The organism is Streptomyces sp. LUP47B (genome assembly GCF_001746295.1).
GTDB lineage: Bacteria > Actinomycetota > Actinomycetes > Streptomycetales > Streptomycetaceae > Streptomyces.
In genome coordinates this window covers 996,490-1,012,850 of record NZ_MJAH01000001.1, presented here as the reverse complement: position 1 = coordinate 1,012,850, position 16,361 = coordinate 996,490, and the positions used below count along the sequence as shown (strand labels likewise).

At 70.6% G+C, this 16,361-nt stretch carries 15 protein-coding genes; 7 read left to right on the top strand and 8 right to left on the bottom strand.

Annotated features, from left to right (window positions below; translation table 11 throughout):
• Window positions 1-49: 49 nt before the first annotated feature.
• The 5 genes from BFN33_RS04505 to BFN33_RS04485 form a co-directional block, all read right to left on the bottom strand.
• Window positions 50-1,711: an ATP-binding protein gene (locus tag BFN33_RS04505; protein WP_069758499.1), complete on the bottom strand. Its 1,662-nt coding sequence runs from the start codon at window positions 1,709-1,711 to the stop codon at window positions 50-52.
• A gap of 27 nt (window positions 1,712-1,738) precedes the next feature.
• Window positions 1,739-2,413 carry a response regulator transcription factor gene (locus tag BFN33_RS04500; RefSeq protein ID WP_069758498.1) on the bottom strand — a complete coding sequence of 225 codons (675 nt, stop codon included), beginning with the start codon at window positions 2,411-2,413 and terminating at the stop codon, window positions 1,739-1,741.
• 223 nt (window positions 2,414-2,636) lie between these two features.
• Window positions 2,637-3,515, bottom strand: coding sequence for a geranyl diphosphate 2-C-methyltransferase (locus BFN33_RS04495; RefSeq protein ID WP_069758497.1), 879 nt, complete (start codon window positions 3,513-3,515; stop codon window positions 2,637-2,639).
• A 52-nt stretch (window positions 3,516-3,567) separates the two neighbouring features.
• Window positions 3,568-4,605, bottom strand: coding sequence for a family 2 encapsulin nanocompartment cargo protein terpene cyclase (locus tag BFN33_RS04490; RefSeq protein ID WP_069758951.1), 1,038 nt, complete (start codon window positions 4,603-4,605; stop codon window positions 3,568-3,570).
• Window positions 4,606-4,610: 5 nt separating this feature from the next.
• On the bottom strand, window positions 4,611-6,047 hold the full coding sequence (locus BFN33_RS04485; RefSeq protein WP_069758496.1) for a family 2B encapsulin nanocompartment shell protein: 1,437 nt from the start codon (window positions 6,045-6,047) through the stop codon (window positions 4,611-4,613).
• A gap of 459 nt (window positions 6,048-6,506) precedes the next feature.
• Between BFN33_RS04485 and BFN33_RS04480 the strand changes: the two genes are divergently transcribed.
• Entirely contained in the window at window positions 6,507-7,307 is an 801-nt protein-coding gene (locus tag BFN33_RS04480; protein WP_069758495.1) for a VOC family protein, read from the top strand.
• On the opposite strand, the gene BFN33_RS04475 is transcribed toward BFN33_RS04480, so the two are convergent.
• Window positions 7,304-8,095: a class I SAM-dependent methyltransferase gene (locus BFN33_RS04475; protein ID WP_069758494.1), complete on the bottom strand. Its 792-nt coding sequence runs from the start codon at window positions 8,093-8,095 to the stop codon at window positions 7,304-7,306. The genes BFN33_RS04480 and BFN33_RS04475 overlap by 4 nt on opposite strands.
• A 74-nt stretch (window positions 8,096-8,169) precedes the next feature.
• Between BFN33_RS04475 and BFN33_RS04470 the strand changes: the two genes are divergently transcribed.
• Together BFN33_RS04470 and BFN33_RS04465 are read left to right on the top strand one after the other, a co-directional pair.
• Window positions 8,170-8,751 (top strand): TetR/AcrR family transcriptional regulator, encoded by a 582-nt coding sequence (locus BFN33_RS04470; RefSeq protein WP_069758493.1) that lies wholly within the window; start codon window positions 8,170-8,172, stop codon window positions 8,749-8,751.
• Between the two features lie 23 nt (window positions 8,752-8,774).
• Window positions 8,775-9,470 (top strand): ribonuclease H, encoded by a 696-nt coding sequence (locus tag BFN33_RS04465; RefSeq protein WP_069758492.1) that lies wholly within the window; start codon window positions 8,775-8,777, stop codon window positions 9,468-9,470.
• A gap of 21 nt (window positions 9,471-9,491) precedes the next feature.
• Here the strand turns inward: BFN33_RS04465 and BFN33_RS04460 are convergent, their stop codons facing one another.
• On the bottom strand, window positions 9,492-9,944 hold the full coding sequence (locus BFN33_RS04460) for an SRPBCC family protein (RefSeq protein ID WP_069758491.1): 453 nt from the start codon (window positions 9,942-9,944) through the stop codon (window positions 9,492-9,494).
• 214 nt (window positions 9,945-10,158) lie between these two features.
• Between BFN33_RS04460 and BFN33_RS04455 the strand changes: the two genes are divergently transcribed.
• The 3 genes from BFN33_RS04455 to BFN33_RS04445 all read left to right on the top strand — a co-directional run bounded on the left by BFN33_RS04455 (window position 10,159) and on the right by BFN33_RS04445 (window position 13,524).
• Window positions 10,159-11,370, top strand: a complete 1,212-nt coding sequence (locus BFN33_RS04455) for an FAD-dependent monooxygenase (protein WP_176742296.1) — start codon at window positions 10,159-10,161, stop codon at window positions 11,368-11,370.
• 94 nt (window positions 11,371-11,464) lie between these two features.
• A complete protein-coding gene (locus BFN33_RS04450; RefSeq protein WP_069758489.1) occupies window positions 11,465-12,943 on the top strand; it encodes an MFS transporter in 1,479 nt (492 codons plus the stop codon).
• Window positions 12,940-13,524: a TetR family transcriptional regulator gene (locus tag BFN33_RS04445; protein WP_069758488.1), complete on the top strand. Its 585-nt coding sequence runs from the start codon at window positions 12,940-12,942 to the stop codon at window positions 13,522-13,524. Before BFN33_RS04450 ends, BFN33_RS04445 begins: the two co-directional genes overlap by 4 nt.
• Here the strand turns inward: BFN33_RS04445 and BFN33_RS04440 are convergent.
• On the bottom strand, window positions 13,521-15,233 hold the full coding sequence (locus BFN33_RS04440; protein WP_370743243.1) for a cholesterol oxidase substrate-binding domain-containing protein: 1,713 nt from the start codon (window positions 15,231-15,233) through the stop codon (window positions 13,521-13,523). The genes BFN33_RS04445 and BFN33_RS04440 overlap by 4 nt on opposite strands.
• A 136-nt stretch (window positions 15,234-15,369) precedes the next feature.
• On the opposite strand from BFN33_RS04440, the gene BFN33_RS04435 reads away from it, so the two are divergent.
• Complete coding sequence (locus BFN33_RS04435; RefSeq protein ID WP_069758486.1) at window positions 15,370-16,353, top strand: aldo/keto reductase; 984 nt, start codon at window positions 15,370-15,372, stop codon at window positions 16,351-16,353.
• The last annotated feature ends 8 nt before the right edge of the window (window positions 16,354-16,361 follow it).

Here is a 16,361-nt window from a genome sequence, read left to right as displayed (position 1 = left end):
TCCCCAGGCAAGCACAGCCGGGCCCGAGGGGGAAGACACACGGCGTGGTTCAGTCGCCGTCCGGACGCTCCAGGATGTCCGTCAGCTCGGCCAGCGGCAGCGGCTTGGTCAGATGGGCGTCGAACCCGGCCTCCCGGGACAGCGCACGGTCGGTGCCCCGGCTGAAGCCGGAGACCGCGATGAGCCGGAGCCGCTCGCCGTTCTGCCCCGCCCGCATCCGGCGGGCGACGGTGTGGCCGTCGATGTCCGGCAGACCCAGGTCGCACAGCACGACGTCGAACGCCTCGGTACCGGTCACGGCGAGCGCGGCGGCGCCGGTGTGCACGGTCGTGACGCGGTGACCCTGCCGCTCCAGCAGCGTGTGGTAGGTCGCGGCCAGGTCCTCGTTGTCCTCCACGATCAGGACGGCCAGCCGGCGCGGGGCGGACCGGGCGGCCGTGGGCCGCGATCGCGGCGGGGCCGTGGGGGCGACAGTGGGCAGGACCACCGTGAACGTCGCTCCCTTGCCGGGCCCGTCGCTGTGTGCGCCGATCCGGCCGTCGTGCAGTTCCACGATCGTCCGCGCGACGGCGAGCCCCAGCCCCAGGCCCTCCGGCGTGTCGGGACCGGCGGGGGCCGCCCGCATGAACACTCCGAACAGTTCCTCGGCCTGACCGGGCTCGAAGCCGATGCCGTCGTCCCGCACGGACAGCCGTACCTCACCGGCCCCGGCCGCGAGCTCCACCTCGGTGCGCCCGCCGGGCCGGGTGTACTTGAGCGCGTTCGACAGCAGGTTCGTCAGTACCTGCGCGAGCCGCAGCCGGTCGCCGTCCACGACGAGGGGCGCGGCGGGCAGCCGTACGTCGAGCGGACGGCCGTCGTGCGCGAAGAGGCCGCGGATGTCCGCGCACGCGCCCTCGACGACCGAGCGTACGTCGACCGGCTCCCGCACCAGCTCCAGCCGCCCGGTCACCGCCCGGGTGCCGTCCAGCAGGTCGTTGCTCATCCGGGCGAGCGTGCCGAGCTGCCGCTCCAGGACGGCCAGCGCCGGATGACCCTCCGGTATGTCGAGGGCGAGCAGTTCGGTGGCCGCCGTCGCGGCGGCGAGGGGGTTGCGCAGTTCGTGCGAGAGCGTGGCGATGAAGCGGTCCTTGGCCCGCTGCTCCTCCCGCAGCCTGTGCCCGGCCGCGTCCAGCTCGCCGTTGGCCCGGCTCAGCTGCTCGTTCACCTCGCGGATCTCCCGCGCCCGCACGAACAGGTCGATCTCCATGCCCTCCGCGCGCATCTGCGCGTCGGCGACCGCCCGCTGCTGCTCCCGCCCCACCAGACGCAGATGCACGAACTCCGTGACGTCCTCGACCCGGTGGATGATGTGCGTGAGCCGCCCCTCGCCGTCCAGGACCGGGGCGTTGACCGGACTCCAGTACCGCTCGGCGAAGACGCCGTCCTCGCCCGTCGGGATGTCGTAGCGCTGCAGGGCCATGGTGTCCGTACGGCCGCTCGCCACCACCGTCTCCAGCGAGCGGCGCAGATTGGCCACGCCGTCGGCCGACGGGTCCTCGGGATTGTCGGGGAACACGTCGAAGATCGGCCGCCCCACGATGCCGCGCCCGGTGCGCGTGGCCGTCAGATAGGCGCGGTTGACCTCGACGATGACGAAGTCGGGGGTGAGGACGAGCAGGGGGGACAGGTTCGAGTCGAACAGGCGCCGGAAGTCCGGGGCATCGGGCATGGGCGGCCTCCTGGCCGGGCCGGTGTCTCAGGGGTCGAGGCGGTAACCGAAGCCGCGGACCGTGGTGATCCGCGGTGCGGGGGCGGGCAGCCCGGCGAGTTTGCCGCGCAGCCGGTACACATGCTCGACGACGGTCGCGGACTGCTGCCAGGACGAACCCCAGATCCGCTCCAGCAGCTGCTCCGCCGAGAACACCCTGCCGGGCGCGGCGGCCAGCATCTCCAGCAGCGCGAACTCCTTGGGGCGCAGGGTCAGCACGGTGCCGTCGACGGAGGCCTGCCGCGCCGCCGTGTCCATGAGCAGGGAGCCGGCCTGGATCACCGTCGACTCGTCCGGCGGTCGGGAGCGGCGCAGCACCGCGTGAATACGGGCCACCAGTTCGCGTTGGGAGAACGGCTTGACCAGGTAGTCGTCCGCGCCGATCTCCAGCCCCGCCACCCGGTCCGTCTCCGCACCGCGTCCCGAGACGACGATGACCGGGAGCCGGCTCGTGGACCTGAGCGCCCGCAGCAGTTCGAGGCCGCTGCCGTCCGGGAGGCCCAGGTCCAGGATCGCGAGGTCCACGCGGCTCTCGTGGAGCACGGACTTTCCGGCCCGGGCGTCCATGGCCCAGGTGACGGTGAATCCGGCCCGCTCCAGATACGAACGGCACATCAGTGCGAAGTCGGGCTCATCCTCGATCAGGGCGAGGTGCGGGCGCATTCCGCATCACCTGGCCCGTCCGGTACCCGCCCGTTGTGTCGCTGATGAGCGGGCGTTGATGCCCAGACCATGTGGCGAAGGTAGAACAGTAAGCACCACGGTTCAAGGGGGGAGCCGCGCGGGGGGGTTCCGGCGCGGACACGTGCGGTGCGGGGATCGCGAAACCGCCGTACGCGTCCGCGCCGGAGCGTGTGCCCCGGCGCGGACGGCCCGGTCCTTCGGTTCAGACGCGGTCGGCGGCGATGAGCAGGTACTGGAAACTGCCGTTCCGGTAGGCCGTCAGGAAGGTGTCCTCGATTCCCGTGACCAGATGGTCGGCCTTCTTGCGCAGTTCCCAGTAGGGCAGGGCCGCCTCGGTGAGGTCCTCCACGTGCACCGGCACCAGCCGGTTGCGGGCCATGGCGCGGAAATACGCCGAGCGGGGATGGATGTCGCAGATGTAGTGGGCGTTGATGAGCGAGACCTCACGGGATGCCTGTCCGTAGGTGTCGTTGTAGCAACCGGTGATCACCACGTAGCGTCCGCCGCGGCGCAGCAGCCGCGCGTGCTCGGCGAACAGCAGGTCGAGCTCGACGTACATGGTCGACTCGTTGTTCCAGGAGGCCGCGTAGGCCCCGGAGGGCAGCCCGGTGTCGAGCATGTTGCGGTGGTGGTAGCGCACCCGGTCGTCGATGCCCCGCTTGCGGGCATGGGCGTTGGCGAACTCCGCCTGCTTCTCGGAGATGGTGACGCCGTCGGCGTGGCAGCCGTGCCGCAGATGTGCCACGACACTGCCGCCGCCGCGCCCGCACCCCGCGTCGAAGACACGGTCCTCGGGACGGAGCGTTCCGAGCCGGGCCGCGAGGAATTCCGCCTGGGCGTGTTCGAGGCGGTGCAGTTCGGCGGTGATCCGCTCCCGCCGCCGTGCCGGATCGGGTTCGTCGAGGACGGAGCGGTCGGCCTCCCCGATGCCGTAGTGGTGGTGGTAGAGGTCGTCGAGCTTTCCGAGTTCGAGGTTGACCGGGTTCTCCTCGGCGTTCCAGTAGTCCGCGACTCGGCTCTGGTACGTCGACTGGGTCGGCACGGGAATGGTCCGGGTGCCGGCGTGGGGGGCGGTGGTCAACGGTGACTCCTCGTGCTGGTGCGTGGGTGACGTTCTGTCATGCGGTCGCGCTCTACCAGTAGTTGGGCAGGTGGTAGCGGTGGCTGTTGGTGGCGTGCCACTCGTGGTTTCCGGCGACCCAGTCGGACAGGCTCCGGGTGTAGCGCTCCACGAGCGGTGACGTGGCGGAGAGCAGGGCCGACTCCTCGTCGAAGGCATCCATGATCTGGTTGTGGATCCCGACGGCCTTCAGATAGGCGGCCTTGAGCCCGCACCGCTCGTTGGCGGCGATGACCTGGGGCAGGTTGAGATGGGTGGGGTCGGCCAGTTCCTTGGTGAAGGAGTACAGGTCGTTGACGAGGGTGGTGGCGTTGCCGGCGAGTGCGGTGAGGCGCTGGATCTCGGGGCGGGCGTACACCGCCTCGGGCAGTTCCCAGCCGTCGATCGCGTCGACGATCGACAGACAGGGACGGAAGTTGTTGAACTGCCGCATCACCAGGTACTCCCATACCCGGGGCATGTACCGGGTCTCGCCCCAGGCGGCCTCGCCCAGATAGCCGAGGTGGAGCCGGGCGATGTCGTGCAGGAACCGGTCTGTCTGGCTGGGAGTGGCGATGACGGCGTAGTCCTTGAGGGCCCAGTGGTACGACCTGAGCGGCCCGTCGGCCTGCACTCCGCTCAGCCACCGCTCCTGGAGGTCGGGCGGGCCGTGGTACGGGTCGAGTGCCGACTGGGCCAGGACCAGCCGTCCGCCGAGGCCACTGCGCGAACCGCCCTTGTCCTCGTCCTCCTCGCAGTAGCAGTTGTCGACGATGTTCTCGGCGAGGAGCAGCTTCCCGGCCACGGTGAGGCGTTCAGGATCGGCCGCCTCCGGGTGTTGCAGCACCACGGCCCTGCCGAACTGGAACCCGGAGAAGTCCCCGTTCCATGTCTCGGGGAACAGCTCCAGGCGCCGGGCCCAGGCCTCGAGCCTGCGGTCGATCTCCGCGGCCTTCACCGGGTCGGCGGGGGCGACTTTCCGGTACCTCAGACCGGGGATCGCCCCGCCGGGCCGGCCGGCGCGCAGGGTGCTCGCGATGTCGGGCGGCCCCGGCAAGGACTGGGTGCTCATCGCGGTCACTCGGCCGTCCGCCCGATCTGGGCGTTCTCCAGGATCCCGACCGCGTCGGGTACGAGGATGGCCATCGAGTAGTAGGCGGTGACGAGGTAGCGGATGATCGAGTTGGCGCCGATGCCCATGAACCGTACGTTCAGGCCGGGTTGGTACTCCTCGGGGATGCCCGTCTGGTAGAGCCCGATGGCACCCTGGTCGCCCTCCCCGGTGCGCAGCGCGATGATGCTGCTGGTGTGCTGCGGGCTGACCGGGATCTTGTTGCAGGGGAAGATCGGCACTCCCCGCCAGGCGGGGATCTCGTGCCCCTCGACGCTCGCCGTGCCCGGCACCAGACCGCGCCGGTTGCACTGCCGGAAGAACGCCGCGATGGCCTTCGGATGGGCGAGGAACAGTTTGGTCTTGCGGCGCATGGCGAGCAGTTCGTCCATGTCGTCGGGGGTCGGCGGCCCGGTGAAGGTGCTGACGCGCTGGCCGTGGTCGGCGTTGTGCAGCAGCCCGAACTCCCGGTTGTTGACCAGCTCCCACTCCTGGCGCTCGCGGATCTCCTCGATGGTGAGCCGGAGTTGCTGCTCGGTCTGGTCCATCGGGTTGTTGTAGAGGTCGGCGACCCGGGTGTGGACCCGCAGCACGGTCTGGGTGAGGGACAACTCGTACTCACGCGGGGCGAGTTCGTAGTCGACGTAGCCGCCGTTGATCGTCGGCTCCCCGACGTGCCCCGCCTGGACGGGGACGTCGGCCTCGCCCTTGCGGTTCATCGGCAGGCTCTGCCGCCGCGCGTAGGCCTCCAGATGGGCCGCGAGGGACGGGACCCGCTCGGTGAACTCGGTGACCACCGACCAGGGCAGGGTCAGCACCACGCCCGCGGTCTCGGCCCGGACCGAGCTCAGCCACAGCGGATCGGGCTGCCCTATGGCCTCGTCGCCCATCTGGGCGCCGTCGGTGACGACACCGACGATCTCCTCCTCACCGTACTTGCCCTCGGTGAAACGGGTGAAGCGGCCGTGCACGACGAGGTAGGCCTCGGTGACCGGCTGCCCGGCCTCGACCAGGACCTGGCCGGCGCGGATCTCCCGCACCCGGAAGCGGGTCGCGAGCTCTTTGAGGACCTCGGTGTCGGAGTAACCGCGCAGAGTGGGGAGTTCGGTGAGTGTCTGGGGGATGACCCTGATGTCGTCGGCGCCGTTCTGTTCGAACTGCACCCGGCCTCGGCCCACCCGGAGCTGGAGGCGCCGGTTGACCCGGTAGGTGCCGCCCTTCACGTCCACCCACGGCAGCATGCGCAGCAGCCAGCGGGAGCTGATGGCCTGCATCTGGGGTTCGGACTTGGTGGTGGTGGCGAGTTGCCGGGCGGCCGTGGTGCTGAGGCTGGTGAGCCGGTCTTCGGACGGGGGGTCGGGTTCGTCGACGGCGGGGCCGGTGGCGCTGTCCGGTGTGGACACATTCCCTCCTGGGAGGTGAGCGGGCTGGCCTTGCGCGAGGACCAGCCAAACAGCCGGGGCGGTCGCCTGATCAGGGCGTGAAGGGGGCGGCTTCACGGTCGTGAAGGTGTAAACCTTGCCGGTGAGGCAGTCGGCGCATCATGAGTGCCCCCGTGCTCCTCGGGACGGGTCGTTCACCAGTACGGCCGCCCCGTCGAAGCGCCCCGCCTTCGGGTCCCGCAGCGCCCGGTCGTCACCCGGCTCCGGGACCGGTTGTCGCGACGAACCCGGAGACCGCCTTCCTCGACTGGTCCCGGAGCCGCCACCGACCATGCCCGGATCGTCATGGAAGCTCCAGATCGCGGAGAGCATCCCTTCCATCCCGTCTGAAGCGGAATCGTCCGTTCGGCGCGCGGTCGGGCGCACCCGTGACTAGCGTGTGGAGTCGTACCGACCACCGATACGGGAAAGGCCGCGATCATGGCCGTACAACCTGAGGGAACCCCCTGTTGGGCCGACGCGATGTTCAGCGACGTCGAAGGGGCCAAGAGCTTCTACGGCGACGTCCTCGGCTGGACCTTCGGCGAGTCGTCGTCGGAGTTCGGCAACTACACGCAGGCCTACGTGGACGGGAAGGCCGTCGCCGCCGTCGTGCCGCCGATGCCCGGCCAGGAGGGCCACTCGCAGTGGTGCCTGTACCTCGCGTCGCCGGATGTCTCCGCCACCGCCCGCAAGATCCGTGACAACGGCGGCGAAGTGCTCATGGAACCGATGCAGGTCGGCGACTTCGGCACGATGTGTCTGGCCCGCGACCCGAGCGGCGTCGTCTTCGGCGTGTGGCAGGCAGGCACCCACGAGGGCTTCGAGGCGCCGCCCGAGCAGCCGGGGGCGTTCTGCTGGGCCGAGGTCTACACCCGCGAACCCGAGAAGTCCGACGCGTTCTTCCCGGCCGTCTTCGGCTACAGCGCCCGGCAGATGCAGGACGACGCCGTCGATTTCCGTATGTTCAACGTCGGCGACAGCACCGTCCTCGGTCGCATGAAGATGACGGACGACTTCCCGCCCGAGGTGCCGGCGTACATCAACGTCTACTTCAGCGTCGACAACTGCGACGACGCCGTCGCCCGCGCCACGAAGCTCGGCGGCATCCTGCGCTTCGGGCCCATGGACTCCCCGTTCGGCCGGTTCGCCGCCCTCAGTGATCCGCAGGGCGCGAGCTTCTCGGTGATCGACGTGACGACGACCCAGGGCGACATGCCCCAGATCTCCGACGTGCCCTAGCTGCTGCGCACCGCCGTGACCACCACGGCTGTGTAGTGCATCGAGAAGCTCCCGCCCATCGCGTCGACGGCGTCACCGAGACCGCCGAGCAGGGCGTCGAGCTTCTCGGCGGGCAACTGCCCGTGGCCGCCGAAGGTGGGTACCTGGTCCAGCCACTCCTCGCGGGTGTAGACCCGGTCCCACTCGAAGCGCCACTCCTCCGGCTCACCGAAAGCGGCCGACTTCCGGATTCCGTCGGCCGCGGTGGCGCAGACGCCCGCGTAGGCGTCCGGGCCGGTCATCCGGCGCCAGTCCATCGGCATGTCGGGCACGGCCCGGGCGTACGCCTCGGTGAACGCCTCGGCCACGTCGTTCGCGGGCTGGAAGGCGTTCCAGAACAGGGCCAGCCGTCCGCCCGGCCGCAGCGCCCGGTCCGCGCCGGCGACGGGGTCGACCCAGTGCCAGACGGTCCCCGCCACGACCGCGTCGAAGGCGCGGCCGGCCGGATCCCAGTCCTCGAACGTGGCGACTTCGACGTCGAGCCCCTTGGAACGCGCGAACGCGGCCATCCGGGCGTCGGGTTCCACCCCGAGCACCCGGCAGCCGTGCGCCCGGAACGCCAGCCCGGCGATGCCGGTGCCCGTGCCCACGTCCAGGACGTCCCGGCCGGGACTCCCGGCAGCGATCCGCTCCACCAGGGCGTCGGGATAGCGGGGGCGGGTCCGGTCGTAGCGCTCGGCGTCCGAGCCGTACGACTCGGCGATGTCGCGTCGGGTGTGCGGCTGCTGTTCCCGAGGTCGAGTGGGCATGCGCCCACTCTAGGTGGGCGCATGCCCACTCGACAAGAATCAGGGAGGATGTTCGAGAAAGAGTGAGGTGGGCCGTGCCGACAGGGATCGCCATCCGCGATGTGCGGGAGCAGTTGTTCGACGCCGCCGAGCGGATCCTGCTGCGGGCCGGGGCGAACGCGCTGACCAGCCGGGCGGTCACCACCGAGGCAGGGGTCGCCAAGGGGGTTCTGCACCGCCACTTCGAGGACTTCGACGCGTTTCTCGCCGACCTGGTGCTCGACCGCATCGGGCGTATCGAGGCCCGCTCCCGGGCCCTGCGCGAGTCGGCCGGGACCGGCACGGTCGTCGACAACCTCACCGCGGCCCTGACCGAGCTCTTCGGGACGATCGCCCTGCGGATCGTCGGCCTGGTCATCGCGCGCGACGCCCTGCGGGCCCGGTTGCGCGAGGCGAGGGGTGGGGGAGTGCCGGTGCTGCGGGAGGCGACCGCGATGGTGGCCGGCTATCTCGCCGCGGAGCGCGACCTGGGGCGCGTACCGGCCGACGCCGACGTGGACCTCCTCGCCCCCGCGCTGATCGGGGCGGCGCATCTCCTCTTCGCCGACACGGAAGGTGCGACGCCCGGGGAGGGGGAGGTCCGCAGGGTCGTGGCCATGGTGGTCACGGTGGAGTGAAGGGGCGTCCCTCCGCTCATGGCATGATCGAGCGCATGCGTGAACGACTGGTGGCCGCGTGCGACGGCGCTTCGAAGGGAAATCCTGGACCTGCGGCCTGGGCCTGGGTCATCGCCGACGAGTCGGAGACACCGGACCGCTGGGAGGCCGGCCCGCTCGGCAAGGCCACCAACAACGTCGCCGAACTCACCGCACTGGAGCGGCTGTTGGCGGCGACCGACCCGGATGTGCCGCTGGAGATCCGGATGGACTCGCAGTACGCCATGAAGGCCGTCACCACCTGGCTGCCCGGGTGGAAGCGCAACGGCTGGAAGACCTCCGCGGGCAAGCCGGTCGCCAACCAGGACCTCGTCGTCCGCATCGACGAACTGCTCGACGGACGTTCGGTCGAGTTCCGTTACGTCCCCGCCCACCAGGTCGACGGCGACCCGCTGAACGACTTCGCCGACCGCGCCGCCAGCCAGGCGGCGATCGTCCAGGAGCCCGCGAGCAGCGAACTCGGCTCTCCGCAGCCGCCGTCGTCGCCGGACACCCCGAAAGCCGACCGCCCCGCCCGGGCCAAGTCGCCCAAGCGGAGCGGCGGTTCGTCTTCTCGTACGATCAAGGCCAAGTTCCCCGGCCGGTGCCTGTGCGGACGTCCCTACGCGGCGGGCGAGCCCATCGCGAAGAACGCCCAGGGCTGGGGGCACCCGGAGTGCCGTACGGAGGCGGCCGGTTAGCGGCCGGTCCGGGCGCGACGGTCAGATGACCGCTCCGCGCCACTCGCCGGTCTCCTGACCACGCTCTTCGATGAACGTCTTGAAGCGCTCCAGGTCACCCTTGGTCTGCCGCTTCACGAACCCGAGCTTGTCGCCGACCTTCTCGGTGATGGTGTCCGGATGGAAGTCCATCTGGAGCATCACCTTGGTGTGGGCGTCGTCGAGGCGGTGGAAGGTCACGGCACCCGCCTGCTTGGCCTCGCCGGCGATCGTGGTCCACGCGACCCGCTCGTCCGGGATCTGCTCGGTGATCTCCGCGTCGAACTCCCTGTGCACGCCGTTGACGTTGGTCACCCAGTGCGTGAGCGTGTCGGTGCGCTGTTCGATGCGCTCGACCCCGCTCATGAACTCGGGGAAGGTCTCGAACTGCGTCCACTGGTTGTAGGCGGTATGCACCGGCACGCCCACCTCGATGGATTCCTCGACCTGCGACACGGGTGAATCCCTCCTTCGTCCTGTCGGTGTGTACGGCGCGGGTACCGCACGACCTGCGCGGCAAACCGGACGAGACGATCGTTACTCGCTGTCGAAGTCGCCGGCCCCTGACTGACACGACGGGCTCACCCGTAAGCGTCCGAGGTGGACGCGCATCCCGGACTGCTACTCTGCGTTGCCAATCGATCGCTTTGAGTAATTACTAGGGGTGCGTGTGAAGGTCGCCTGCGTCGGCGGCGGGCCCGCCGGTCTGTATCTCTCCGTCCTGCTGAAGCGGCAGGACCCGTCCCACGACATCACTGTCCACGAGCGCAACCCGGAGGGCTCGACCTACGGCTGGGGCGTCACCTACTGGCGCGGACTGCTCGACAAGCTCCACGCCCACGACTCCGAGTCGTCCCGCGCGATCGAGGAGGCCTCGGTCACCTGGAACGAGGGCGAGGCCCGGGTACGGAACCTGGTCACCCGGCGCGGCAGCGACCCGGGCTTCGGCATCGGCCGCCACCGACTGCTGGAGATCCTCGCCGAGCGGGCCCGCTCGCTGGGTGTGCGGCTGGAGTTCGAGCACGAGATCACCCACGGCAACCTCCCCGAGGCCGACCTCGTCGTGGCCGGCGACGGCGTGCACAGCTCCCTGCGCACCGGACACGCCGACCACTTCGGCGCCGAGATCAGGGAAGGCCGCAACCGCTACATCTGGCTCGGCACCAGCAAGGTCTTCGACTCCTTCACCTTCGCCTTCGTCGAGACCGACCACGGCTGGGTCTGGTGCTACGGCTATCCCTTCGGCCCCGAAGGCAGCACCTGTGTCGTCGAGTGCGCGCCCGAGACCTGGACCGGCCTCGGCCTCGGCAGTGCGAACGAGGCCGACGGACTGGCCCTGCTGGAGAAGCTGTTCGCCGACGTCCTCGACGGTCAGCCCCTGATCGGCCGCTCCGCCGGGTCGGGCGGCGCCCAATGGCTCAGCTTCCGCACCCTCACCAACCGCACCTGGCACCGCGACAACCTCGTCCTCCTCGGCGACGCGGCCCACACCACCCACTACTCCATCGGCGCCGGCACCACCCTCGCCCTGGAGGACGCCATCGCCCTGGCCGACTCCCTGCACCGGCACACCGAGCTTCCGCAGGCCCTCGCCCGCTACGAGCGGCAGCGCAGGTCGGAACTGCTCTCCATCCAGAGCGCGGCCCGCTACAGCGCCCAGTGGTACGAGAACCTGCCGCGCTACATCGGCCTGCCCCCGGAGCAGATGTTCGCCCTGCTCGGTCAGCGTCACTCGCCGCTGCTGCCCTATTTCCCGCCTCAGCTGTACTACCGGCTCGACAAGGCCGCCGGGCAGCTGGAGGCGCTGCGCAGGGTCAAGTGCTGGCTCGGGCCGAAGGTGGCGCGCAGCGTGCACGCACGGGAGCTGGCTTCCCGCAAGTAGCTCGGCGGCCCTGGACGGGTATTGGGTGAATGGCGATTCACCGCTAAAGTGAATTGTCATTCACCCCGTTTTCCGTATCGAGTCCGGAGCGCCGATGGACCAGCAGGGCCCGATATCCCCGCCGCGCGGAGCAAGCCTGCGGACCCGGCTCACCGTCCCGGTGCTGGCGATGTGCGGCACGCTCATGGCGGTCATGCAGACCGTGGTCGTCCCGCTGCTGCCGGACCTGCCCCGGCTGACCCACTCCTCGCCCGGCGCCGTCTCCTGGATGGTCACGGCGACCCTGCTCGCCGGCGCGGTCCTCACCCCGGTGCTCGGCCGTGCCGGTGACATGTACGGCAAGCGCCGGGTACTGACCGGCGCCCTCGGCCTGATGACGCTCGGCTCGGTGATGTGCGCCCTGTCGTCCGACATCACCGTGCTCATCGCGGCTCGCGCCCTGCAGGGCGCCGCCGCCGCCGTGGTGCCGCTGTCGATCAGCATCCTGCGTGACGAACTGCCGCCGGAGCGCCGGGGTTCCGCGGTCGCCATGATGAGCTCCACGGTCGGTATCGGCGCCGCGCTCGGTCTGCCGCTGGCCGCGATGGTCGTCCAGTACGCCGACTGGCACACCATGTTCTGGATGACCAGCGCCCTCGGCGCCCTGGGCGTCACGGCCGTGTGGTGGGCGGTCCGCGAGTCACCGGTACGACAGCCCGGCCGCTTCGATGTGCAGGGCGCCCTGGGACTGGCCGTGGGCCTGGTGAGCCTGCTGCTCGGGGTGTCCCAGGGCGGGCAGTGGGGCTGGGGCAGCCCCCGGGTCCTGGGGCTGTTCCTGGTGTCCGTCGCCGTCCTGGCCCTGTGGTGGTGGCGCCAACTGCGCACCGACCAGCCCCTGGTCGACCTGCGGCTGGTCACCCGGCCGCGGGTGGGCCTGTCCCATGTGGCAGCCCTGCTCACCGGCTTCGCGTTCTACGCCAACTCCCTGGTCACGGCCCAGCTCGTGCAGGCGCCGAAGGCCACCGGCTACGGACTCGGTCTGTCGATCGTGGCCACCGGCCTGTGCCTGCTGCCGGGCGGAGTCACCATGCTCCTGTTCTCACCGCTCTCGGCCCGGATCTCCACCTCCCGTGGTCCGCGCGTCACGCTCGCCCTCGGCGCCGCCGTCATGGCGTGCGGCTACGCGGTACGCATCGCGGACAGCCGCGATCTGTGGATGATCATCCTGGGCGCGACCGTGGTGGCCACCGGCACCACCCTCGCCTACTCGGCGCTGCCCACGCTGATCCTGCGCGCCGTCCCGGCCGAGCAGACGGCCTCCGCCAACGGCGTCAACGTCCTGATGCGCACCATCGGCCAGGCCGCCTCCAGCGCGGCGGTCGCGGCGGTACTGGTCCACCACACCAGCCCGGTCGGCGGCGCACTCGTGCCCACCCTGCACGGCTACCTGATGGCCTTCGCCATGGCGGGCGCCATAGCCCTCGCGGCGTGCGCGGCGGCACTGACCATCCCCGGCGACTCCGCCCCCGAGGAAACCCGCCGGGCCAAGGGCCGCACCCGGGGAGCACGGAACGAGGCGATGGAGGGAGCATGAGTGGTGTGACCACAACGCCCCCCACCACCACGACCGCCCGCCGGGACGCCGAGGCGACCAAGGCCGCCATCCTCAGGGCGGCCCGCTATCTGCTGGCCCGCACCCCCCACGCGGACATCACCCTGAAGGCGGTCGCCGAACGCGCCGGAGTCAGCCCGCCGTTGATCGTGAAGTACTTCGGCAACAAGGACGCCCTCCTCGCCCGCGTCATGTCCTTCGAGTCCGACGCGACGGCCCTGCTCGACGCCCCGCTGGACGAACTGGGCCGTCACATGGTCCGCCATGTCCTCACCGGCCAGATCGAGCGGGGCGCCGACCCCCTGCTCCGGATCGCCTTCGCCCCCGTCCAGGGCGAACACGGTGACATCCTGCGCGTCAACTTCCGTTCCCAGGTGGTCGAACGCCTCGCGGAGCGCCTGCAGGGCCCCGACGCCGGCCTGCGCGCCGAACTGGCGGTGGGCACCCTCCTGGGCCTGGGCGTGATGTACGGCATCGCCCGGGGCACCGAGCTGAGGGCGACCGCCGTGGAGGACGTGGTGGACCGGTACGCCCCCACGGTGCAGGTCCACCTGACGCCCTAACGGAACAGCCGGTCCAGGAAGGCGTTGCCGAACACACCGTGCGGATCGAGCCGGTCCAGCACCCCCGCGGCCTGGCCCCACACCGCCTCACCGAACGAACCGGGAATGACCGTCCCCAGCACCTCCTCGTCCTCCCACACGGCGTCGTCCGTGTAGGCCCACCCCTTGGACCACTCGACGCGCGTCCCGTCGTAGCCGTCGACGAGGAACTGCTCGATCTCCCGCAGGAACGCCTCCGCGTACGGCGTCCCCGGCAGCGTGAGGATGTCCAGCCACACCGCCGTGTCCCACTCGGGATGCTCCTGATCCGCCCGCAACGCCGACAGCAGCGGAGCCCGCGCCCCCTCCAAGCCGGCCTCGGCCGGATCATCGAGCCCGGTGACCCTGATCTCCACCGTGCCGTTGACCGGGAACCGCCCCTGCGCCGTGTACGCGTCGAGCCGCTCCCGGTAGAAGTCCGTGAACTCCGAGACGACCCGCTGCACTTGATCCCGGCCGGTCAGCACCGCGTACCCGTTCGCGGTCACCCTGAGTGTCGTCGGCTTGATGTAGAGCAGCGTGTTCTTCGACGGCCCCCAGATGTCCGCCGACAGTGTTGCCGTGAGCCCCACCGTCGCCACGTCCAGCTGCGCGTTCCCGAGCACCGGCGCCAGATACCAGGCCGCGTCCGACACCATCCGCCCGGCCAGATCCGCGACCAAGGTCGGGACGTTGTCGGAGAAGGGGTAGTTGTACGGCGAGGTCACGCGCCGTGAGGTCAGCGGCCTGGTCGGCGCCACGCTCCACACCTTCAGCCACGGGAACTCCGTGTAGGCGAACCAGATCGCCTCGACCCGTCCGGCCTCCTCCAGGAAGCTCGCGAAGGTCCGCCCGTCACCGCCGGGGGCCGCGAAGAGCTCGGCCGCCGGAATGTCGACCCGGCTGACACACCGCAGATTGCTGTTGGCGCCGACCCGCAGCACGACCTCGGTCACGAAGGCCCGCCCCAGATGGGTGAGCAGGGCCGCGCTGTCGGCCTCGGCACGGCTGAACTCACGCGGCACGTACGCCCCGCTGTCCTCGTCCCACACCACCGCCGTCAACGACAGGATGCGATTGCTGAGTGAGCCGTACGTCTGTCCCGGCAGCCGCTGCTCCCCGTCGGCCGGAACGGCGGTGCCGTGCGCGTCGACCGCCAGCGCGCCGCCCAGGGTGAGATCGCCTGGGGCGGGCGCGGCGGTGACCCCGAGCCCGTGCCCCTCCAGATAGGTGAGCAGCGCCTCCAGCGTGACGCCGGTGCCGGCCCGCACGGCGGAGGCGGAGTCCAGGGACAGGCCGGTGAGGTGGGAGGCGGTGTCGACGAGGAGGACGGGCGCGTCCGAGGCCGTGCCCTCCGTGACGGTGAGGGGCGACCAGCCGTGCGAGGAGCCCCGGGCGCGCACCCGCCAGCCGTGCCGCCAGGCCCAGTTGACGACCTCGGCCACCTGGTCCGGGCCGGTCGGGGCACAGGCCCACAGCCCGTCGGCGGTGATCTCGCCGACCCAGTTGCGGTACGCCGAACGGTGCAGGGCCACGCCCGCCGGGAAGTCGGGCAGTTGCTCGGCCGCGGCCGCCGGGTCAGCCGGCAGCAGAATCGGTACGGCGGCCAGGGCCGCGGCGCTGAGAAGGAAGCCGCGGCGGGACCAGGACGAGTCGTCCTGCGGATGGTTGCTCACTGAACGATCAGTCACGGGATCACGCTAGGCGCTCGTTGACACGTGCATGCCTTACGTCGATGCGTGTCACCCATGTGAGTGAATAATTCCTCGATGCCGGCCCGGAGCGGCCCGTTCCGCGCAGGTCGGCGACGGATGACAGACTGACGCCATGGACGAGCGCACATTCGGCAGGTCGCAGCAGCACGCATCCGTGGTCGGACTCGGCACCTGGCAGCTGGGGGCCGACTGGGGAGACGTCGACGACAAGGAAGCCCTCTCGGTGCTGGAGGCGGCGGCCGAGTCGGGGGTCACCTTCTTCGACACGGCGGACGTGTACGGCGACGGGCGCAGCGAGCAGACCATCGCCACCTTCCTGAGCGGCCGGCCCGACCTGCACGTGCTGGTCGCGACGAAGATGGGCCGGCGGGCCGACCAGATCCCGGAGAACTACGTCCTCGACAACTTCCGGGCCTGGAACGACCGTTCGCGCCGCAATCTCGGCGTCGACCGCATCGACCTGGTCCAGCTGCACTGCCCGCCGACGCCCGTCTACTCCACCGACGAGGTGTTCGACGCCCTCGACACCCTGGTCGAGGAGGAGCGCATCGCCCACTACGGCGTCAGCGTCGAGACCAGTGAGGAGGCGCTGACGGCGATCGCCCGGCCGGGTGTGGCCAGTGTGCAGATCATCCTCAACGCCTTCCGCATGAAGCCGCTGCGCGAAGTGCTCCCCGCCGCGCGGGAGGCGGGCGTCGGCATCATCGCCAGGGTCCCGCTGGCCTCGGGCCTGCTGTCCGGAAAGTACACCAAGGACACGGTCTTCCCGGAGAACGACCACCGCGCCTACAACCGGCACGGCGAGGCCTTCGACGTCGGTGAGACCTTCTCCGGCGTGGACTACACGACCGGTGTCGAGGCCGCCGCCGAGTTCTCCGCGCTCGCCCCCGAGGGTTACACCCCGGCCCAGCTCGCCCTGCGGTGGATCATCGAACAGCCGGGCGTCACCACCGTCATCCCCGGCGCCCGCTCGCCCGAACAGGCCCGCGCCAACGCGGCCGCCGCCAAGCTGCCGCCGCTGTCCGGTGAGACCCTCGCCGCCGTCCGGGACCTCTACGACCGCCGGATCAAGGACCAGGTCGAGAACCGCTGGTGAGCCGCGCC